18 protein-coding genes and 3 pseudogenes are annotated in these 21,869 nt (G+C 32.2%); 16 read left to right on the top strand and 5 right to left on the bottom strand.

Features of this window, described 5'->3' with window-relative positions:
* Nucleotides 1-24: 24 nt before the first annotated feature.
* The 4 genes and pseudogenes from ACQKNI_RS04370 to ACQKNI_RS04355 all read left to right on the top strand — a co-directional run.
* Nucleotides 25-1,965 carry an AMP-binding protein gene (locus ACQKNI_RS04370; protein WP_098882304.1) on the top strand — a complete coding sequence of 647 codons (1,941 nt, stop codon included), beginning with the start codon at nt 25-27 and terminating at the stop codon, nt 1,963-1,965.
* Between the two features lie 1,297 nt (nt 1,966-3,262).
* Nucleotides 3,263-3,577: an exosporium protein ExsK gene (exsK, locus tag ACQKNI_RS04365; RefSeq protein WP_088229141.1), complete on the top strand. Its 315-nt coding sequence runs from the start codon at nt 3,263-3,265 to the stop codon at nt 3,575-3,577.
* A gap of 118 nt (nt 3,578-3,695) precedes the next feature.
* On the top strand, nt 3,696-4,247 hold the full coding sequence (locus tag ACQKNI_RS04360) for a GNAT family N-acetyltransferase (RefSeq protein ID WP_427282216.1): 552 nt from the start codon (nt 3,696-3,698) through the stop codon (nt 4,245-4,247).
* Nucleotides 4,248-4,281: 34 nt separating this feature from the next.
* Nucleotides 4,282-4,520 (top strand): annotated as a pseudogene (locus ACQKNI_RS04355) (DinB family protein); the annotation flags it as partial.
* A 58-nt stretch (nt 4,521-4,578) separates the two neighbouring features.
* Here ACQKNI_RS04355 and ACQKNI_RS04350 read toward each other — a convergent pair.
* The 3 genes from ACQKNI_RS04350 to ACQKNI_RS04340 form a co-directional block, all read right to left on the bottom strand.
* Nucleotides 4,579-5,595 (bottom strand): D-alanyl-D-alanine carboxypeptidase family protein, encoded by a 1,017-nt coding sequence (locus tag ACQKNI_RS04350; RefSeq protein WP_427282215.1) that lies wholly within the window; start codon nt 5,593-5,595, stop codon nt 4,579-4,581.
* A gap of 183 nt (nt 5,596-5,778) precedes the next feature.
* Nucleotides 5,779-6,936, bottom strand: coding sequence for a sensor histidine kinase (locus ACQKNI_RS04345; RefSeq protein WP_427282214.1), 1,158 nt, complete (start codon nt 6,934-6,936; stop codon nt 5,779-5,781).
* Complete coding sequence (locus tag ACQKNI_RS04340) at nt 6,926-7,621, bottom strand: response regulator transcription factor (RefSeq protein ID WP_088229145.1); 696 nt, start codon at nt 7,619-7,621, stop codon at nt 6,926-6,928. Before ACQKNI_RS04340 ends, ACQKNI_RS04345 begins: the two co-directional genes overlap by 11 nt.
* 229 nt (nt 7,622-7,850) lie before the next feature.
* Between ACQKNI_RS04340 and ACQKNI_RS04335 the strand changes: the two are divergent.
* The 5 genes and pseudogenes from ACQKNI_RS04335 to ACQKNI_RS04315 all read left to right on the top strand — a co-directional run.
* A pseudogene (locus ACQKNI_RS04335) lies at nt 7,851-7,979 on the top strand (HAD family hydrolase); the annotation flags it as partial.
* Nucleotides 7,980-7,992: 13 nt separating this feature from the next.
* Complete coding sequence (locus ACQKNI_RS04330) at nt 7,993-8,667, top strand: DUF3885 domain-containing protein (protein WP_427282213.1); 675 nt, start codon at nt 7,993-7,995, stop codon at nt 8,665-8,667.
* On the top strand, nt 8,664-9,401 hold the full coding sequence (mtnN, locus tag ACQKNI_RS04325; protein WP_098840936.1) for a 5'-methylthioadenosine/S-adenosylhomocysteine nucleosidase: 738 nt from the start codon (nt 8,664-8,666) through the stop codon (nt 9,399-9,401). The genes ACQKNI_RS04330 and mtnN overlap by 4 nt, the downstream gene beginning before the upstream one ends.
* Nucleotides 9,402-9,455: 54 nt before the next feature.
* Nucleotides 9,456-10,196: a class I SAM-dependent methyltransferase gene (locus ACQKNI_RS04320; protein ID WP_098252122.1), complete on the top strand. Its 741-nt coding sequence runs from the start codon at nt 9,456-9,458 to the stop codon at nt 10,194-10,196.
* A 27-nt stretch (nt 10,197-10,223) separates the two neighbouring features.
* Nucleotides 10,224-11,072: a GNAT family N-acetyltransferase gene (locus ACQKNI_RS04315; protein ID WP_098840937.1), complete on the top strand. Its 849-nt coding sequence runs from the start codon at nt 10,224-10,226 to the stop codon at nt 11,070-11,072.
* Between the two features lie 50 nt (nt 11,073-11,122).
* On the opposite strand, the pseudogene ACQKNI_RS04310 reads toward ACQKNI_RS04315, so the two are convergent.
* Both ACQKNI_RS04310 and ACQKNI_RS04305 read right to left on the bottom strand, forming a co-directional pair.
* Nucleotides 11,123-11,485: pseudogene (locus ACQKNI_RS04310) on the bottom strand (transposase); the annotation flags it as partial.
* Between the two features lie 165 nt (nt 11,486-11,650).
* The gene (locus ACQKNI_RS04305) at nt 11,651-11,779 is read right to left on the bottom strand and encodes a hypothetical protein (protein ID WP_427282212.1); all 129 of its coding nucleotides are present in this window, start codon (nt 11,777-11,779) and stop codon (nt 11,651-11,653) included.
* A gap of 296 nt (nt 11,780-12,075) precedes the next feature.
* Here ACQKNI_RS04305 and ACQKNI_RS04300 point away from each other — a divergent pair, with 296 nt between their 5' ends.
* The 7 genes from ACQKNI_RS04300 to ACQKNI_RS04270 all read left to right on the top strand — a co-directional run bounded on the left by ACQKNI_RS04300 (nt 12,076) and on the right by ACQKNI_RS04270 (nt 21,841).
* Nucleotides 12,076-12,555: an SRPBCC family protein gene (locus tag ACQKNI_RS04300; RefSeq protein WP_088229150.1), complete on the top strand. Its 480-nt coding sequence runs from the start codon at nt 12,076-12,078 to the stop codon at nt 12,553-12,555.
* Between the two features lie 79 nt (nt 12,556-12,634).
* Nucleotides 12,635-15,805 carry an ATP-binding cassette domain-containing protein gene (locus tag ACQKNI_RS04295; protein ID WP_088229151.1) on the top strand — a complete coding sequence of 1,057 codons (3,171 nt, stop codon included), beginning with the start codon at nt 12,635-12,637 and terminating at the stop codon, nt 15,803-15,805.
* Between the two features lie 1,174 nt (nt 15,806-16,979).
* Complete coding sequence (locus ACQKNI_RS04290) at nt 16,980-18,008, top strand: LacI family DNA-binding transcriptional regulator (protein ID WP_088229152.1); 1,029 nt, start codon at nt 16,980-16,982, stop codon at nt 18,006-18,008.
* Nucleotides 18,009-18,110: 102 nt separating this feature from the next.
* Nucleotides 18,111-19,361 carry an ABC transporter substrate-binding protein gene (locus ACQKNI_RS04285; RefSeq protein ID WP_088229914.1) on the top strand — a complete coding sequence of 417 codons (1,251 nt, stop codon included), beginning with the start codon at nt 18,111-18,113 and terminating at the stop codon, nt 19,359-19,361.
* A 26-nt stretch (nt 19,362-19,387) separates the two neighbouring features.
* Entirely contained in the window at nt 19,388-20,347 is a 960-nt protein-coding gene (locus tag ACQKNI_RS04280; RefSeq protein ID WP_088229153.1) for a carbohydrate ABC transporter permease, read from the top strand.
* A gap of 15 nt (nt 20,348-20,362) precedes the next feature.
* A complete protein-coding gene (locus ACQKNI_RS04275; RefSeq protein WP_088229154.1) occupies nt 20,363-21,190 on the top strand; it encodes a carbohydrate ABC transporter permease in 828 nt (275 codons plus the stop codon).
* Between the two features lie 48 nt (nt 21,191-21,238).
* Nucleotides 21,239-21,841, top strand: a complete 603-nt coding sequence (locus ACQKNI_RS04270; RefSeq protein WP_098252123.1) for a YesL family protein — start codon at nt 21,239-21,241, stop codon at nt 21,839-21,841.
* Nucleotides 21,842-21,869: the final 28 nt, after the last annotated feature.

The raw sequence follows: 21,869 nt of genomic DNA, 5'->3' as shown, positions 1-21,869 counted from the left end.
CAAAAAGTCAAGGAGGGGAAAACATTGAAACAAGCAGTTTGGTTTCCAACAGAAGAGTATAAGGAAAAAACGCGTTTATTTAGTTGGATGAAATCATTAGGCTATGAAGATTATGAAGCTTTTTATAATAAATCAATTTCAGAAACAGCGTGGTTTTGGGGAGAAGCTGAGAAAGCAGTTGGCTATCAATGGATGGAACGATATACGGAAGTGTTAGATTTAGAAAATGGTACACCGTTTGCACAGTGGTATACTGGCGGAACATGTAACGTTGTAGAGTCTGTTTTATCTCGGTGGATTGCTGACGATGAAATGAAAAGACAACCTGCACTTATGTACGAAGGAGAAAATGGGACTTCGAAATCATATACATATGAAGAGCTTGACAGCTGGGTAAGCCGTGTTGCAAACGGTTTGAAACAAGCTGGTATTGAGAAAGGCGATCGTGTAACAATTTACATGCCGATGATTCCTGAAACAGTTGTTGCTATGTTAGCAGTAATGAAAATTGGAGCGATTATTTCACCAATATTCTCAGGTTTTGCAGCTGATGCAGTAATGACACGTGTACAAGCAGCTGGTTCAAAAATGATAATTACGGCAGATGGTTTTTCGCGCCGAGGTAAAATTGTTTCATTAAAAGATGAAGTAGATAAAGCTTGTGAACATTGTCCAACTGTTGAAAAAGTTGTAATCGTTCGGCATGCGGGAAATGATTTTACTCCGCATAACTATGATTTCTCATGGAGTACATTAGAAAAAGAAAAACCATTTGTACATGCTGAAGAAATGAATAGCGACGATCCCTTGATGCTCATTTATACATCAGGAACGACTGGTAAACCGAAAGGAACAGTGCATACGCATGCTGGTTTCCCGCTAAAGTCTGCATTTGATGCAGGATTTGGAATGAATATAAAACAAGGTGATCGTGTATTATGGGTAACTGATATGGGCTGGATGATGGGACCATTTTTACTATTCGGCTCTTTAATTAATGGAGCAACGATGGTTATGTATGAAGGTGTGCCAGACTTCCCAGAAGCAGACCGCTTATGGGAGACGGTTGATAAATATGAAATCACACATCTCGGTATTTCACCAACATTAATTCGTGCGTTAATGGCAAAAGGTGATGAGTATGTAAATAAACACTCGCTCAAGAGTTTAGAAGTATTCGCATCAACGGGGGAACCTTGGAATCCGGATCCGTGGATGTGGCTGTTTGAAACGGTTGGAAAAGGAAAAGTCCCAATCTGTAACTATTCGGGAGGAACTGAAATTTCTGGAGGGATTTTTGGCAATGTGCTTATTAAGCCAATTGCACCAATTAGTTTTAACGCATCCTTACCAGGAATGGCAGCGGTTGTACTTGATGATCAAGGTAAACCAATTCGTGATGAAGTCGGAGAACTATGTTTAGAGAAACCTTGGGTTGGAATGACAAAGAGTTTCTGGGAAGACGATGAGCGTTATGTAAACACATACTGGTCACGCTTTGAAAATAAATGGGTCCATGGGGACTGGGTCATTTACGACGGTGAACAATATATTATTACAGGACGTTCAGATGATACGTTAAATATTGCAGGTAAACGTATTGGCCCTGCTGAATACGAATCTATTCTTGTGAAACATAATGATGTAATAGAAGCTGCTGCAATTGGTGTACCTGACGATGTAAAAGGTGAGGTTTGCCATTGTTTTGTAGTATTAAGAGACGGTGTAACATTCACAGGAGAATTAAAGAAAGAATTAATGAGTTTAGTAAACTCTCATATTGGAAAAGCATTATGTCCTAAAGATATTCACGTTGTAGAAGACTTACCGAAAACACGTAATTCGAAAGTAATGCGTCGTGTTATTAAAGCAGCTTACTTAGGAAAAGAGTTAGGAGATTTATCGTCACTTGTAAACCCTGAAGTAGTTCCGTTTATTCAGGGGTTGCAGTCTAGTAAATTATAAAACTAGGTATGAGCTCTATTTAATTAGAGCTCATTTTTTTGTATTAAAAAATATGAGGCCAAACAAGGAGAAAATATTGAAATAGAAGGTGGAAATTAAACTATGATGTTTTTCAATTTAATCTAAATGTATAGGTATTTTGTATGTCTTGAATTTGAAAATAGAAAGTGCATTTCGCTTTTCTTAAAAAATTCTAGTGTGAATTACGGTTGAGTTATGTTCGTTGTAATACAACTTGCTAAAAATTTATCATTAAATGTAAGTGCGCTCTCAATGGTAAATGGCATTACAATTGTTAGATTCTTACTCACATAATCAAATCCAATTTCTAGTTCGCATTCGCCGCAACTAACTGAAGAAGATATAAGTGTGCCAGATAAAATATTATAGACAATGGTAAACAAGCCGGACGAGTTAATCCTGGTAAGACTCAAGGCAAAGTATTTCGATCTCTTTTTCTATTAATAGGAAATGTAACGGATTCGCTTTTTGGAAAGGAAGAAGAGATTAAATTATAAATTTAAAATGAAAATAAAACGTAGGTTTTGTTTGTTGATTTTGAAGGGAGAGAGGGGAATTAGAAGTTATAATTCTATTTTCCCCTAACAAATTACTTAGATTAAGGTTGTTTTAAATTCGTTGTAACGCAACTTGCCTGGAATTTGTCATTGAATATAAGAGTACCTTCACCAGTAAATGGTACTCTTATAACTAGATTCTTACTAGTATAATCGAATTCAGTTGATAGAGCACAATTTCCACAATCAACAGTAGAAGATATCAGTATACCCGATGAAACATTATAAACAAGTGTTAAACAAAGTGACTGTGTTAAACCTGTAACAATACAAGACATTCTATTTACACCTCCTATTCTCTTACTTATTAATAGAAAATGCAAATGAGATAACTTTTGAAACGGTATATGCGGAAATGAATAAAATATTCCATCTGGTTTAACAGAACGAAAATTTCAAAGTAGATTTAAATAGCAAATTGATAGACCTTACTAAAATATAGATTTAAACGATCATTTTAAACGAACAAACCGGCATCTAATTGTTTGAGCCAGTTTGTTCGTTTTTCTAGAATTAAAATTATTCAAGGAAAAAACTATTGTTGTGATTGCGGTTATCTCAATTATTTAAATTAAAGGTTGAAACGGTACTGAATGTATTTTGAAACCAATAAAAAAATTTAGTACAAAAGTTTGTTTTTTCTTTTCTATGTTTTTGCCTTGTACACTTTTAAGCTAGTGGACATACTTTACTATTAGGAAAAATTAAGGGGTGAGATTTTGGGTTATCGTTATAGTAATTCTAAAAAGAAGTGTACATGTAAACAGGATGATTGTTGGGATGCTTTTGAAGAGTGCAAAAAAGAACAAGAAGAGCAAAATAAGGCATGTGACTGTTGCTGCGTGCAAGGAATTAGAGATGAGCTTAAAAAATTAGTAAATAGAGCAGTGCGCATTAATACAGGAAGTAATAATTATGCAGGGACTGTTTCTTCAGTCACTTGTGATGTTGTAAAGCTTGCTAATAGTGCTGGGGTAGTTACAGTCATTATATCAGTTTGCAAAATTGAAGCGATTGAGCCATTATTGACATAGGAAACATAGCGTAATTAGGCTATGTTTTTATAAAGCCATTCTTATGAATGGCTTTATTTTCATTTCGTATAAAAGGAGAATATATTTTTTTATAGAAATAAGTTTGAGGCTATAAATAATGATATACGAAAGGAGATTGGGAGTGATTAAATTAGAACCCATTAAAAGATCAGATTTCAAACAATTAATAAGTTGGATCCATTCCGAGGAATTTTTAATACAATGGTCGGGTAATGCATTTATTTATCCATTAGATGAACAGCAATTAGAAAAATATACAGAAAGTGCAAATACAATTGCTTTTAAAGTAATAGATGAAGAGACTTTAAACGTTATTGGTCATATTTCGCTTGGACAAATCGACAATATAAATAAGTCTGCGAGGATTGGAAAAGTGTTGGTAGGTGATACGAAAATGAGAGGACGTTCTATAGGGAAACATATGATGAAAGCAGTACTTTATATTGCTTTTGAAGAATTGAAACTACATAGAGTTACTCTTGGTGTTTATGATTTTAATACGACAGCTATTTCATGTTATGAAAAAATAGGGTTTGTAAAAGAAGGTTTATTAAGAGAGTCAAAAAAAGTAGGAGATACGTATTGGAATTTATGGGAAATGAGTATGTTAGAATATGAATGGGACAATAAAAAAACTAGTTATATATAATTTTATTATGTTAACTAAATGGCGAGTGGGAAATTTTCATATTTTAGATATTGCGTATAGCTGGATTTGTGATTTGAAAGGAAGTAGATGAGCCGCAATTTAGGGGGTATCAATCAATTCAAAGTTTCATGGAAGAATAAAGAGTATAGGTATGATGAAGTATTACGACACGTTATTGTACATGAAATTCATCATATTGATCAGCTATCAATATGGGCAAGAGAGTTAAACCTTCAGCCTGTTTCAGCGAATTTAATTGGAAGAGCATTATAGACTTAAAAACCGACTTGCACTATAAACGCAAGTCGGTTTTTATATACAAGAAGATTTTTTAGTTGAAATCCTCGGATTTTTTCTGACGTATATGTAAAAACATTAATATGGTAATGATGAAAAAAATCATCATCGTTTGTATAATTAAATTTTTAAATTGAAGTAATATTGACCACGATGTAAGAGTATCTTTAAAAGCTTGGAGTGCAGAGTAGGAGGAAGGGTCAAAACCGTACTGCAGTAATTTTTTTGTTTCGATAAAAGTACTGTTTTCTTCATCGGCTTCTAATATTACTGAAATGAGCCTTGTGTCACCTCGCTTAGCTGTACCGACAAAACTATAATTACCGTTAGTTGAAAAACTAGTTTGCAAGCCATTAACACCTTGGAGTTTAATGTTTTTATTAAGGGAATAAATCATCTTATTCGTGTTAAAAACTTGGAAATCTTTGAAGGTAAATTGGTAAGAGGTTAGTTTCGTAATGTTCAGCACATCTGGAAAATCTTTTACTAATTGTGTTGCTAGTTTAGCTGCGTCTATCGCTGTTGTGCTAGGTTGTTCATTTGTATCGTGATTAACACCAGTGGAGTTTAGAAATGGAGATGATTGTGACAACTGTAATTGTTTTGCTTTTTCATTCATTAATGTTGTAAAGCTATCTTCATTTCCACCAATGTGTTCCGCTAGCACAAGTGCGGAACGATTGTTTCCTGTTAGAAGCAATACATGAAGTAAATCGCGAACCGTCGTTTTATCCTTTGACGTTACTTGAATAGGACTTGTTTCCGCTTGGAACACTTCGTTACTTATTTTTACAGTTTCATCCAACTGTATTTTTCCGTCATTTAGTTGTTCTAACACGATATACTCTGTCATTAATTTAGATAAAGTAGCGGATTGTATTAGAGTTTCTTCATTTTTTTTATAAATAACTTCACCTGAATTAGCATTTATTAAAATAGCTGATTTAGCTTGAATAACTGGACCATTTACATAAAGATAAAAATATAAAACGATAAGTGCAGTAATGAGAAAAGATAATAATAAAACTGTTATTTTTTTTAAGAATTGCATAAGCGATCCTCCTACTATGACATCAATATTATTTATTGTAAGAAGGAATGCTTAATTAGGAAGAAAGAAAAAGTAAAGAATTTCTAAAGATTTATAAAGGATTATTTAATTTTGGATATTAATAGAAAAATAAAAGGTTCAATTTCTTATCGTAGAAGAAATTGAACCTAAATTTAGGTTAGATTAACCTTTAAAAGGTAGTAGTTTTACAGTGAAAGTTGTTTTAGTGTCATCACTATATACTTCAATTGTTCCTTTATGCAGTTTGACAATACTTTTGGCAATTGCTAATCCGAGGCCAGATCCACCAGTGTTTGTTGAGCGTGATTTCTCAACGCGATAAAATCGTTCAAAAATATGAGGTAAATCCGTACTAGGAATGGGTTGCCCGTAATTTGTTATATCAATTGTAATCATATTATTGCTTTCATAAGCAGTAAGGTCAATATAGCCGCCATCGTTTCCATACGTGATAGCATTTATAATAAGATTTTCAAATACGCGTACTAATTTGTCACCATCAGCTAATACCATGAGTTTTTGAGATGGGAAGGAAGGTCTGCATTCTATGTTAGCTTCTTGAACCTGTATTCGGAATTGAACAGTTAATTGGCCAAGTAGCTCTACAATATCAATGGGAGCAGAATATAAACTTAACTCTTTATTTTGAACACGTGTATATTCAAACAAATCATTCATTAATGCATTAAGGCGTGTTACCTTATCATAAATGACCTGTATATAATGACGCAATTCTACTTCATCTCTATAATTATCATGCTGGATTAAATTTACGTAGCCTACTATTGATGTAAGAGGGGTCCGTAAGTCGTGTGATACATTTGTAATGAGTTCGCTTTTTGCTTGTTCCGCTTGTCTTTCTTCATCAATTGAGACTTTTAATTGTTCAACAATTTGATTCACGCCAGTTGCTAATTCTTCTAAATAATTATGATTTACGATGGAAACTTTGTGATTGAAATTTCCACTTGCGATATAACGAATCTCTTCGATCATTTTTTTTATACAAGTTTCATAGTACATCTTTCTTTCGTGACGATAAAAAATATATAAATAGGATGAGAAAATAGAGAATAGAAACAAATAAGATACAATCATCATCCAGAGGGATTCCTTTAGCCCTTTATATTTTTCATAGCCGAAAATTCTAATGAATTCTTTACTGAGTTCACTTAAAGTAAGGGAACTCTCAATTACACTCGTTATGAGGCGATATATAATTAATTCGGTAATAGGAGTTAGTGTGATAGCTAATAAGAGCCAAAAAATAATTTTCCATTTTGGAATATCTTTTAATATATCAAATGCTTCATTTCTCAATTTTATAGCCCACTCCCCAAACAGTATGAATAAATTTTTCTCCATTCATTCCTGTTTCAAGTTTATCACGTAAATTACTAATATGGACCATAACAGTTTTGTTAGAACCATAACCATCTTCATTCCATACGCGTTCAAATATTTCTTCTGAGCTAAATACTCTTCCTGTATTGCTTGCAAGTAAGTATAAAATATCAAATTCAATAGATGTAAGCTTAATATACTCATTATTTACTTTCACGGTATGATTATGCTTATGGATTTCAGCAGTTCGAATGCGAATGATACCATCTTCTTTCTTTTGAGTAGCAGTGTTTTGGAAAGAAGATCTTCTTAACAAAGCTTTCACTCTAGCCACTAGTTCTAGTGGGTTGAATGGTTTAATCATGTAATCATCTGCCCCTGTCATGAGCCCTAATATTTTATCCATATCTTCAGCTTTGGCACTTAGCATAAGAATAGGCACAGTATTATTTTCACGAACTTCTTGGCAAACTTCTAATCCGTTACGTTTTGGCATCATAATATCCAGAATCATAAGATCTACTTCATATGTACATAACATTTGTAAAGCTTCCTCACCATCATATGCTTTATAAATATTATAGCCTTCATTTCGTAAATAAACAGCGAGTAATTCCACAATATCTTTATCATCATCAATAATTAATATGTTTTTATTCATTATTTAGTTAGTTCCTTTCCTTACAAATCATCAACATTACAATAATATCAAACATTTATGTATTTTGTAGCAATGATTCCACATAAAAATTTATTTTACGTATTAAAAAGGAATTAAAACATTTATAGCGAATACAAAATAAGAGTAATATTTAAATTTCGTATTATAACGAAAAATAGTTATAAGGAGGATTCGCTATGTTATAATGATATATATTCATTTGTTCCAACTGGAAAAATTTTTAGAACGTGCTGCATTTGCTTATATTTCATATTTGTGGGAAAGAGAAGATGCATTGAAGGTTATACATCTGTGGCTAAAAGAAGCATATTGGTATTTTAAAAAAATTGTAGAATAGAGAGGTCATGAAAATGCAATTAAAAGAATATATGAATCAAACATTTCCAGGTGTTATATTAGTACCGTACATTTACTCTCAGTGGGAAAATCATTTGCATTTTGAGTTTGGGAAAGGTAAATATCCAATCAAAGAAGGAATAGATGAATACAATATGGATTATTTTTATCAGTTATATAAGTACAATAATGAAGTATTTCATGACATATTCTCGAAAAAAGATACAGTGTTTTTAGTAACAAATGTTTATAGATTTAAAAAGGATAATATTAAAACTCCACAGAAAATGAATATATACAATAAATATATTAAGAAAAAAGATTTAAAGTTTCGTATAAGACAAGAAACATTATCATTTCTATTTGAAGATGATGAAGCAGATTTATATTGTACATCTCAATTTTCTTTAAAATGTCTTGCGGAAGATATTAAACATGAACCGCTTATTCAAGCTGCTAATCATGAAGACTTTCCAGATCTTTACCCTCGTTTTGGACGCGAAAAAAGGGGTTCTTATCCAAATATATTTCTCATAAATGCAACGAAAGATATTATCATGTTTATTTACGATGATAGAGGATGTGAAGTAATTGCGAAGAATAAAGAAAGAATACGAGATTTATATGAGAAATACAAAGAGTGGATTCCAGGTTATGAACGAGAAAGTATAGATAATTTATTTAAATGACAGTAGGGGAAGTGAAGTGTGTAATGAAACGTATTGCAATCGTATCCGCATGGGAACCAGAACTTACGTATTTGCATCAATATTATCCAAGTGAGCGCGTTGAAAAAAGAGCAGCTTGGGAATTTCATTTTCATACTATTAATGAGCTGGAAATAATATCAGTTGTAACTGGTGTTGGCAAAGTAAGCTGTGCTAGTTGTGTACAATTATTAATTAGCGAGTTTCAGCCAGATGAGTTATTTATGACAGGCATATGTGGAAGTCTATCAAATAAGGTGAAAAATGGTCAAATTGTAGTAGCTCTTAATGCAATACAACACGACGTTACTGCTGCTGGTTCGGGAGAAGATGTTTTTAATTTATATAATGGTAGAACAGCACCTATTGAAACAACAAAATCACTTGTAAGAAGAATAAAAAAAATACGGTCTTATGATCCGATTCATTTCGGTACATTCTTATCTGGGGATCAACGTATTCGCAGTTCAGAAATGAGATATTTACTCTATACTGTATACGGAGCTTTGGCGGTTGATCAAGAAGTGGCAGCTTTCGCTTATGTTTGTCACATAAATAAAAAACCATTTTTATGTTTAAAAGCTGCTTCGGATCAAGCAAATGATAAGACGAAAGAAGAACAAAAAACCTTTAAAATGTTAGCATGTGAAAGAGCATGTGAACATTTAATTGCTTTTTTACGTGTTTATGAAATTACTGTAGTAAATAATAGATAGCAGAACTTATATAACAAACCATCCATGTATTTTAAGTTGAGAGGTGGAATAATATTGCATACGTATTATGGTGAACTTTGTACAAAAGTATATGAAAGTGATAAATCAATTGCGGGCGGAAAAGAATTAGAATTTTATCTTTCTTTTGTAAAAGACAAAAATATGAAAGTGTTAGAACCGATGTGCGGGAATGGTAGAATGTTAATTCCGTTTATGCAAAATGGTATTGATATAGTAGGGTTCGACCTTTCCGTAGAAATGCTGAAAGTGTGTAGAGAAAAAGCGGAGAAATTTAACTTGAAGCCAGTTATATCGCAAGAAAGAATCGAAAATTTCCATGGTGATAAAAAATATGATCTTATCATGATACCAATTGGATCATTTTCACTTTTACCTGATAATTTAGTAGATGTTAGTCTTCAAAATATGAAAAATAACTTAAACGAAAATGGGAAATTCCTTCTTACCGTTGTATTAGGAGGGAATAAAGAGGAAGAGATTCTTGACTGGATTGAAACAAATAGAAAAGAAATTAAAAATGAATTGATTGTTGAATATAGAAAAGTATCAAATGATGATGTGCAAAAGCTTTTGAATATTAAACTAAAGTATGAAATTATTCATGATGAAAAAATAGTACAAACTGAGATTATGGATTTTCCTATAAGATTATATGAGTTAAAAGAGTTTGAAAATATCCTTATTAATAATGGGTTTAGTCAAGTGGTTATTCATGAAATAAAGGATGGATATGGTGAAGGGAATTCATTTCACGTGTTCGAATGTAGTATATAACAAGCCAAAGCGGAGGATTATACTTATATGATTCAATACAAAAGATGTAGTGAAGTAAGTATAGATTTAGTGTACGAAGCTTTTAAAGATGGATTCTCAGATTACATCATTAAAATGGATGTTTCAAAAGAAGATTTTATTAAAAGATTTTTGGGACCAGAAGGAAATGCGCTAGAACACTCTTTTTTGGCTTTAGATGGTGATAAATCTGTTGGCGTAATACTGGGCGGTATAAAAGATTATGAAAGTATAAAAACAATGCGTTGCGGAACATTAGCCGTTCATCCAGAGTATCGAGGAATTGGTGTAAGTCAAAAGTTATTTGAACTGCATAAAGAAGAGGCAATTCAAAATGGATGTAAACAACTTTTTCTAGAGGTCATTGTAGGTAATGACAGAGCGGTTAAATTCTATAAAAAACTAGGTTATGAAAAAGTATATGATCTTTCTTATTATAATTTAAATGATGTAACTAAACTAACAAATAAAGATAATAAAAATGTTGAAGTGAAAAAATTTGAATTTCAAACATTTAAACTTGAAATTCAAAAATGGCTTAACTTCCATATAAATTGGCAAAATGATATTGATTATATTGAGAAAACAAATAATTCGTATTATGGTGCATATGTTGATAATGATTTAAAAGGTACAGTATGTATAAATGAACATGGGAAAATTAGCTTTATATTTGTAGAAAAAGAATATAGAAATATTGGTGTTGGAACGAAATTATTACGAGCATCAAGTGAAGAATTGAAGTTATCAAGTTTGTCAATCGGGTTTCCTAATAATGGATTACTGGAAGGGTTTTTAAAGAAAAGTGGATTTAAAAAGAATGCATTAACACAATATGAAATGTATCATTTATTATAGAAGCAGAAGGAAGTATGAACTGACCCCATAAAGTTAGACAGGTCGTTTCATTAGGCAGCCTTTAGGGCATGAGTTCGATATTGTAGCGGACTCATGCCTTTTAGTTTTGCCTTAATTCTTTTGTGATTATAATAATCGATATATTTTTCAAATTCTTGTTTAAAGTGTTCTATGCTTTCAAAATCTTTTAGGTAAAGAAATTCAGAGTTCATAGTACCAAAGAAGCTTTCAATAACCGCATTATCGTAACAGTTCCCTTTACGAGACATACTTTGCGTAATCTTGCGTTTCTTTAAGGCATGACGATACTTCTTCATTTGATAGTACCAACCTTGATCTGAGTGAATCAGAAGATTGGCTTCCTCTGGTAATTGTTGAAAAGCCTTCTCTAACATTCTTGAGACAAGTGAATAGATGTGCCATTTTCTAATAAGTCCAGGTAAAGAAATACTGAAAATAACTGCCGTTTCGTTTGGAGACGTCCCATTCTCGATCATATAATTTAGTACGTCTAGTTTATACTGTGCAGAATACGTTGTATAGCCTTTTTTAAACGCTTGAATTCCATAATATTAAAATTATTCGATCCACATACGTACTACTTCATGATTCGCTCTCAATGATTTCGCAATATCTTTTATACTTTCACTTCCATCTTGATAACGTATAACTGCATTCATTTTGTTATCTGAAGTAAATTTAGTCATAAAAAAACTACACCTCCAATTGTTAGACTGTGTCTAACAATTGGAGGTGTAGTTCAAGTAGTCTTTCTGCTTTTTATTTTTGTCATAAAATAATCCCCTGTCGTACAAACCTCATATCTACAGTTTTCAAAGAACAATCTGTAGGACATGATTATAGTAAATGGTTATAACAAAGCCATATATTGTTAAAATGCCGTAAAAAGTATGTTAATTGAGATTTATTTTTTTAGCAAAATCAAGTAAAATAATAAAAGAGAACATATATTCTGTTGGAAGCAGAAGGAGGCGTATGAATAATGATTGCTATAATAGATAAACAAAATAATGAATACGTAGTACAATTTGAGCGGCATTTTCCATATTCGATAGAAGAAATATGGTCTGTGTTAACAGATAATAATAAATTGAAAAAGTGGATGTCTAACTTGCAAATAGAAAATCTTAAAACAGGTGGAATTATTAAATTCGACATGATGGATGGTTCGTTTTTAAATATTGATATTTTAGATTGTAAAATAAATTCAACATTAGAATTCACGTGGGATAAAGATCGTGTTCGATTTGAAATACATAAAGAGAAAAATGGATCCATATTAATACTTAAAGAATTCATTCATGAATTAACAGATCATACACCGAAAGATATAGCCGGTTGGCATATTTGTCTAGATCTTTTTTCTTCTGTTTTACAAGGAGAAGAAAAAGAATTTTCAAAAGGTGAATGGAAATATTGGTTTAATAAGTACAAGGTAAAGATCGATGAATTGAAAAGATAGCGATTATACAAGTTTTATTTATTATGTAATTATTATCTTATAAAAACGTATTTCTAAAACGATAAGAATAGAGGTTAGTATGAAAGTAAATCAATTAATTGCGAATAATATTAATAAATTGGATGCAGAAATATTGGCAAATAAATCGTTTGGAATTGCTGGTTTGTCTGGATCTGGTAAAACTACACTTTGCCAAACGATTGGCGAAGAATCAAAAAAACGATTAGTTTCTTTATTACCAAAGGCTGAATATCAATATTTATTTCCTAACATTATGGAAACGAATTTTAGTGCTATTAAGATGGAAGAAATGCCTTTAGTACTTTTTCTAGGAAAATCATCGATTTCATCTAATCCGCGTTCAACAATTGGTACTCATACTGGTATTTTTACAGAGGTTCGTGAAAAACTTGCTGAAGAATTCAACCTTTCTCCTGAGGTATTTTCGTTTAATAATCAGTTAGGCTGGTGTACTGGCTGCAAAGGCCGTGGTACTACTAAAAATATTGAGTGTAAAAAATGTAATGGAAAACGTTATAGTGACGAAATTGAACAACATGTAATTGACTTGTTCGCTAAACCACATACCATTTCAGATATTAATGATTTAAGTATTGAATCTATTCTTTCATTAGCAAAAGAATTAAATATTAGTGAAGCAAAACAACATATTTTGCAAAATATTATTAATATGAACATTGGTTATTTAACATTAAATCGAATTATGGGTACGTTGTCAGGTGGAGAGTTAACAAGACTATACTTGGCTGAATTCATGGCAGTAAGTGAAAATGCTGTGATTATTATTGATGAGATTTCAGTTGGACTTGATCATGAAACATTATTACAAATATTAGAAGAGATTAAACAATTAGGGTGTAAAAATCAAATTTGGCTTATTGATCATTCAGATACAGTACTAGATACAACTGATGAGCAATTGTTCTTCGGACCTGGTAGCGGAAAATATGGTGGGAAAATCGTAAAAGAATCACCAAGACCAAAACCAATAATTTGGGATCGAAACAAAGAAGTACCAACAGACTATTATACATTCCATGATTTATATTGCCGTAATATCCAAATAGCAGAGTTTCAGATTCCTAAAAATAGGCTTGTAACTGTTACAGGAGAATCTGGATGTGGGAAATCTACACTTGTCAATGAATGTATAGCTACAGATTTCTTAAAACGATATCAAAAAGATAAACTAGTTATGGTAGGACAGGATCGAAACCAATCAATTACAAGTCGATCAACCGTTGCAACTTTCCTTGATATTAAAAAGAAACTGACAAAATATAGTGAAGAAATCGATGATATTTTTGAGCGCTCGATTGAGGATATTATTGATGAGATTCCAAGTGAAGATATTGCGTATAAACGTTTAAGCCTATTAATCAAATTAGGACTTGGCTATTTAACATTAGAACGAAAAACACAAACATTATCAACAGGGGAGTTTCAATGTGTTCATTTAGTTTCTGAGTTATTTGCAAAAACAAGAAATCCACATACATTATTTATTTTTGATGAGCCTTCAAAAGGTTTATCACAAAATATTTTAAATCAATTTATAGATAGTATTAGAGGGATTTTGCAAGATGAATCAGTTTCTATCATTATGATTGAGCATAATAGTTACATGTTAGAAAGCTCTGATTATATTGTTGATTTCGGGAAAAGGCAGAATGAATCTGTAGAGCATCTGGATGTTGTCAGTCATGAGAATTACTATCGTCAAAAAAGTAGTGTGAATAGCACAGAGAAAATACATATTTCTTCAATACTTAAACAGAAAAAAGGAGTTCACTATTTAAAAGAAAATCATATTAACTATTTTAAAAATGCCGAAAATATTTATAAAGGTGGTATTTTAAAAAGTTTATCATCAATGGCCCGTTTAATTTATGGTGAATATGAATCGGATACAATTGCACCGGTTGTAGCGATTGATCTTGAAAGACATTTATATAGTCAATATAGTTTCTTATATGAGATCGGTGGACTAATTAATCATATTGTAGCTGCTCATCCGACTAATAAAGATACGAGAAGTTTTGATTTTTATTCGCAGGACAATCATTGTCCATCTTGCTCTGGTCGCCTTCAAATTGAAGTTTTCGATAAAGATATTACAATTCAAAATAAAAACGTTCCATTTTGGGATGGTCTATTCGATCCGGAAATCATGAAAGTATTAAAATTTTATCAATATGAAAAAATAGAATTTCTATTTGAAGAAATTAAAAATGAACTTGGTCACGATTTATCAAAGAGCTATAATGATATGTCAGAAGAAGAAAAACATACATTTTGGTACGGATATTTTGAAAAATCATTTTATGATAAAAAAGGAAAGACACGTAGAACATGGGTAGGATTTAATACGATCATTGGGGGATATATCGTTATTTCAAAAGCAGCCATTAAAGAAGAAATTAAAGAATCTAAAGAAATGGTTGTATGTCCAATTTGTGAGGGAACAGTATTAAATCATCATAAACCACTTAAATTTGATAACTTCGATATTCGTGAAATTATCAATCAACCAGTTGATGAAGTGTTGAAAATAGTCGGTGATTTACCTGCACTTCATAAATTAAAATCTATTGTTGGTGGCGATATGAAATTGACAGAAGATGTTTCTTTGTTGCCAAGAAAACTACAAGTTGCACTAAAAATATTTGAATTAGAGCAGGCAAGCTTTTCAAACTATGAAATGGTGTTACAAAATGTTTTACCATTCTGGGACGAAATAAAAGGAAATATAGAATCTATTAGCGTTAATAATCAAATAACTGTTTGTGATTTTCCTAATGTGTATGAAACAAGAGAAACCATTATAGATAAGTATTTCACAAATGGTAAATATAAAAAACTAACATATGTGTATGAAGCATTTGGTTACAAAAAAATAGTTACCCAAATTAATAAAATTAAGAAAAGTAACCCATGCCCATTCTGTAAAGGAAAGAAAGTTATAACAGAAGATAATCTACATGACGGCGTGTTTAAATTAACAATTCCATGTGTAACTTGTAATGCAAGTGGTATCAATGATGAAGGGCTTAAAGAAATTGTTGAGGGCATAGATGTGCAAACATGGTTAATTGGAAAAGTTAGTGATGTTGTGGATGAAAGCTTACGAACGGAAGCTGTTGAGGATATACCTATTTTTAATCGTATTCGTGAATTGGATAAACGAGATATGATGGTGGTTTATGAATGTTTGGAGCTTAATAAGTAAAATTTAACTAGTCTATGTCTTATTAAAAAGACTAGCTCAACTGAAGCAGTTAATATAAAGCGTATATTCTTAATAATAAATGTAATAACGTGTTATGAATATTCCAAAGTAATGAAAGAGGGTCCAATTTCTTAATGTGAAAATTAAGAAATTGGACCTTTAAATGTTTTTATTTCCTACACATGTTATTTTACACTAAGACAAAGAGTTAAAAGATTGGAAAATAAAATGGTTCAATGTTTGATATGTTATACAATTATTACAGTATAAAAATAACGATAAAGGAGAAAAACAGTTTATGAGTACTGTGATATATTCATTAAATTATTTATCCAGCTATTTGTGGGCAGTAAAACTCCCACCAACGATAACGATTTGCTTATCTTTTAATGTAGTAAAAGACATGATTAAGCCTCTCCCTTAATATAAAATTAAAAATTAATCTGTGTTGCTTTTATTATTCGTTAAAATATGATTATCAACTTTTATTGTATATTTTGGGGTTACTTGAAGTTTACATTGAAAATAGGCCGGAATTTTGGACATCCTTTCACAATCTAATATAATTAGGTAACCAAAAATCACCAATGAAAAGTTCTTATATTAAATAAAAAAGCCGACTTTCAATCCATAATTCTGGAAGGAATAGTCGGCTTTTCTTAATTTCCACACTGTTTTTTGCTTATCTTAACCCAAAAGTTTTACGATTCTTTTTAAATTAACGGTGAATATGGCCATTGCTCCTTGTAATTCCATACCAATTAGACCAGAAGATGAAGCTACATCGTACCCGTGTTACCCTCAAAACTCATTATTTTTATTAACTCCTTTGATGGCACTCGCTACCCGAATAGCAATGAGATTAATGCAATTACAGTTGAAGAGGCTGAATGCTTCTTCAGTAAATTTTTATTTTAGTTTACTGAATTAATTGATTTATTTAATGGAATTTTTTTCGCTCTTTATATCGTAATGAAAAATGAGTGAATGTTAATAGTTATTAAAATCTTCGGATCCTTGAATCTCAATATGGGTGAATAGTGGAGGGAAAATAAATTGAAAATTATAAAAATTAATATTGCGCTCGCTTTTCACCTCTGATATATTATATTTAAGTAAAAATTCACTAAATTATTACTTTTATTTACTAAAAATAGAAAAAGAGGTAATCATATTGGTAACATTAAATGAAATTGCCAAAAAGGCACAGATATCAAAAACGACTGTATCAAGAGTATTAAATGAGGATCAAACTTTATCCGTTACAGAAGAGACTCGGAAAAAAATCCTTCAGGCTGCAGAAGAGTTAGATTACATACCTAAAAAGCAACGAAATATAGAAAAAAAAATTACCAATCCTAAGCAGTACGGAAAAATTGGGCTTTTGATGTATCTTTCTCAAGAATCGGAATTTGATGATCCATATTTTTTGGCCATTCGTAATGGAATTGAAAAGAGGATGATTGAATTGGGAATTGAACTATCGAAAGTGTTGAGACCTCCTTTCAATAAAAAGGATCTAGAAGGATTGGATGGATTAATAGTAGTAGGAGTCATAGGTCAAGAAGAGGTGGAAAATCAAGTAAAGCAAGTACAACATTTAGTGTTTGTCGATGTATCTCCTGACGAACAACTATATGATTCAGTGGTGATAGATTCTGAAAAAGCTACTGAAAAGGTTATTCAATACTTATTGGATTTAGGACACAAAAAAATAGGCTATATTGGTGGTCAATCATATACCGTTGGTGGATTATCTGGAAAATTAGAGATTCATGATGTACGAAAAAGAACATATGAAAAAATGCTAACGGAACAGGGATTATATAACCCGGAATATACTTATATTGGAAAATGGACAACAAAAGATGGCTTAACGCTAATGGAGGAAGCGATCCATTCAGGGAATCTCCCTACCGCCTTTTTCATTGGAAGTGACCCTATGGCCATTGGTGCTTTGAAAGCTTTAACGGATTCAGGATTAAAAGTTCCTGATGATATCGCAATCTTTGGATTTGATGGGATTGAATTATGCGAATTTGTTACTCCTCCATTATCCACTGTAAAAGTTCATACCGAGGAGATGGGGAAAGTAGCAGTAAATCTTCTAGTTGAACGCATTGATGGGAGAACACTGCCATTAAAAGTGGTGGTTCCGACTAGTTTGATTATTAGAAAAAGTTGTGGAGGTGAGGGGATTTAAAAAATTTTTAAGAAGGAATGAAAGCGCATTCTTAAATTTAGGTCTAAAGATTGTTTTACAAAAGACAAAATTGATCTTCAAAAAATGATAGGGGGATATATGTTGAAAAAAAGAATATCGTTACTATTAATTTTAGCTATTTCTTTTGCAATGCTGCTTTCTGCTTGCGGGAACAGTGAGAAATCTTCTAGCCAAGGTAAAAGTGGGGAGAAAGTATTACGCTTTGCTACATGGGATACTGGAGAGAGTCTCAAATACCAACAAGATATTGCGAAAAAGTTTGAAAAGGCGAATCCAGGAGTGAAAGTGCAAGTTGAAGCATATGCTGACGGGTTTGAGGATAAGCTGGCTGCTTCTTTCGGAGCAAAAAATCCCCCTGATGTTATGTATATGTGGAATTATCCAGATTACTATAAATCACTGGAGCCACTTGATGACTACGTAAATAAAGACAGTAGTTTTAAAACTACTTTCGATGATTTTTATACGAATATTCTAAATTATCACAAATTTAAAAATACTACCTATGGATTTCCAGTTGGTTTTACCACTCGCGTCATTTACTACAATAAAAAACTTTTCCAAGAAGCAGGGGTACCTCTTCCGACTTCTGGTTGGACTTGGGAGCAGTTCAGTGATGCGGCGAAAAAGTTATCCAATCCTGAAAAGAAACAATATGGGTTTGTTCTCTCTTCCAAAAAAAATTCATATGCATTCCAAGAATATGTATGGAGTAATGGGAGTAGTTTCATTAGTCCTGATGGCAAAAAGGTAGATGGATATATGAATAGTTCAAAAACACAAGAAATCCTTAATGGCTTTCAACATATGATTGATGAAAATAGTGCTATTGTGTCTGATAAAGTCACTGAAAGTTTCAAATCAGGGAAAATCGCTATGATCGAGAACGGCATTTGGCCTTTAGAAGATTTTAAAAAGGCTGGCATGGATTTTGGAACTGCAGAAATTCCATCCTTTCATGGACAACCTTCAAAGGGTGTTATCCATTCTGCAGGAATTGCAATGGCCAAAGACTCTAAAGAAAAAGACCTAGCTTGGAAATTTATCAAATACTTTGTATCAGCAGAAGCAGCAGAAATGAGAAAGACTGATATGCCAGTACTTAAGAGTGTGGTTTCCGAACAAAGTCATAAAAATGATCAGTTATTAAGTACATTCTATACTATGCTTGAAAGATCATCAGATACTCCAGGATTTTTACTTACAAACAAATGGACAGAAGTTGACAAAAAACTAGATTATGCAATTAGCAGTGTATTATTAGGGCAAAATTCAGCAGATAAAGCCTTGAATGAAGCGGTTAAATTGACAGAGCCTGCATTGAAAAAATAGTTTAAGAGAAAGAAGGGGATCATTTCATGATTATAAAAACTGAAAATAAAATAACTCAAACGGTTCCCGAACGACCCATATCCATTCTATCAAAGATTAGATGGGGAGACCTTACTCCCTATCTATTCATTTCTCCTTGGATCATTGGTTTCATCTGTTTTACGTTCGGACCCTTGATTTTTTCTCTTATCATAAGCTTTTTTGATTGGCCTACTGTTGGAACCCCAACGTTTATTGGTTTCAAAAATTATGTTGATATGTTTACAAATGACCCAGTGTTTTGGCAATCTTTAGGAGTTACCTTTAAGTTTGCTGCTATTTTAGTACCGTTAAACATCGGTATTGCTCTCTTGCTAGCTATATTATTAAATCAAAAAGTAAAATGGCTTTCAGGCTATAGAACGATATTCTATCTTCCTACGGTTGTTTCGGGAGTAGCCCTTTCAATGATTTGGTCATGGATGTACGACGGAGAATACGGTTTACTAAACTATCTACTATCATTAATAGGCATTAATGGACCAAACTGGCTAAATGATCCAACCTGGTCACTTTTTGCAATCGTGTTTGCAGGTATTTGGGGGCAAGGGACTATGATGCTGATATTCTTAGCCGGTTTAAAAAATATACCGAAAGACCTATATGAAGCTGCAGATATAGATGGTGCAAGTAAATGGCACAAGTTCAGTAAAATAACACTTCCGATGCTGAGTCCGACCATTCTGTTTAATGTCATTACTGCTATCATTTCAGCATTTCAACAGTTAACACTCGCGCTTGTTCTAACAGGTGGAGGACCTTTAAGAAAGACGTATTTCTATGCGATGTATGTTTATGAAAATGCTTTCAAGTATTTTAAAATGGGTTATGCATCCGCAAATGCTTGGTTTATGTTCTTAATTATTTTGGCTCTGACATTACTGGTTTTCAAAACATCTAATACTTGGGTTTACTATGAAAATGAAATGAAAAAGAAACAAAAATAGGAAAGGAGGAATATGATGATTATGAGAAGTATAACAACGAAGGTCATTGTACATACAATACTGATTATTTTTTGTTTATTTTTTATCGCACCATTTCTTTGGATGTTCATTACAGCTGTAAAAACCCCTGCTGAGACATTTGTATTTCCTCCGAAACTAATTCCGTCTCAGTTTGAATTTAGTAATTTTTATACAGCCTGGACAGTTTTACCTTTTACAACATTTCTGAAAAATTCTTTGATTGTTACAGGATTAGGAATCATCGGACAACTATTATCATCTTCTTTAGTAGCTTATGGATTTGCCAGATTCAACTTTAAAGGAAGGGACGTTCTTTTTCTAATTTTACTAACAGGAATGATGATTCCCTGGGATGTAACTGCAATTCCCTTATATATGGAATTTAATCAGTTGGGCTGGATTAATACTCTAAAACCACTGATTGTTCCTACCTTTTTCGGATCACCCTATTTCATTTTTTTACTTCGCCAATTTTTATTAGGAGTTCCTAAAGAAATGGAAGAAGCAGCGCTCATAGACGGGGCGAACCATTTTCAAATTTTTTATCGGATATTCATTCCGTTAATGGCTCCAGTATTGGTGGTTGTCGGTGTGTTTCAAATGTTAGGCTCATGGAATGATTATTTAGGACCATTAATTTTTCTGAACGATCAAAGTAAATACACTTTAACGTTGGGACTCATGCAATTCAAAGGGATGTTTGGAGTAGATATGACTTCTATCATGGCTTCGACTCTATTAATTTGTATTCCTCCCATTATAGTATTTTTTGTAGCACAGCGCTTTATCCTGGATGGTGTTCAAAATACAGGTATCAAATAATGTTTATTTCCTACCTGATCAAGGAAGACAGAAAGGAGGAAGTGGGCCGTGATCGCAAGGATTTATCATTTATTAGAATGGGTCATGAAATTGTTATTCCTTAATTTATTGTGGATTGGATTTACATTGATTGGTTTTGGAGTGTTTGGATTATTCCCATCGACTGTTGCTATGTTCCAATTAATAATGGATTTGATTAACAAAAAGGATACAAAAATGGTAGCAACTTTTTGGAATTCCTATCAATCTAATTTTAAAAAATCGAACAAAATGGGGTTTTTCATCGTTTTAATAGGTTCGATACTTATGACGGATCTTTATTTTTTTCAAATGTATGACACCTTGGTAAGTAGGGTTCTTTCCCTAATGAGTTTGTCAATGCTTTTATTTTATGTAGTGAATTTACTCTATATTATTCAGACATTTAATCATTTTGAAGTAAAAACATTTCATTATTTTAAATATGCCACATTTATAGGCATAGCAAATCCGATAAAAACGATCTTGATCATCATCACTCTCATTTTGATGTCACTTCTTTTTTTAATATATCCAGGTCTATTTTTCATGTTTGGTGGTAGTGGTATTGCACTAGTCATCGTATTGTTTACAAAAAATATTTTTGCTCGCTTAAAAGGTGTAGCTCTATAATTCAATATTCTAAAAAAAAAAAAGAGGA

The sequence above is a fragment of the Bacillus sp. NPDC094064 genome (assembly GCF_050279585.1).
In the GTDB taxonomy this organism is placed as follows: Bacteria; Bacillota; Bacilli; order Bacillales; family Bacillaceae_G; genus Bacillus_A.
Note: the sequence above shows the minus strand (reverse complement) of the source record. Positions and strands in the feature narration are given on the sequence as shown.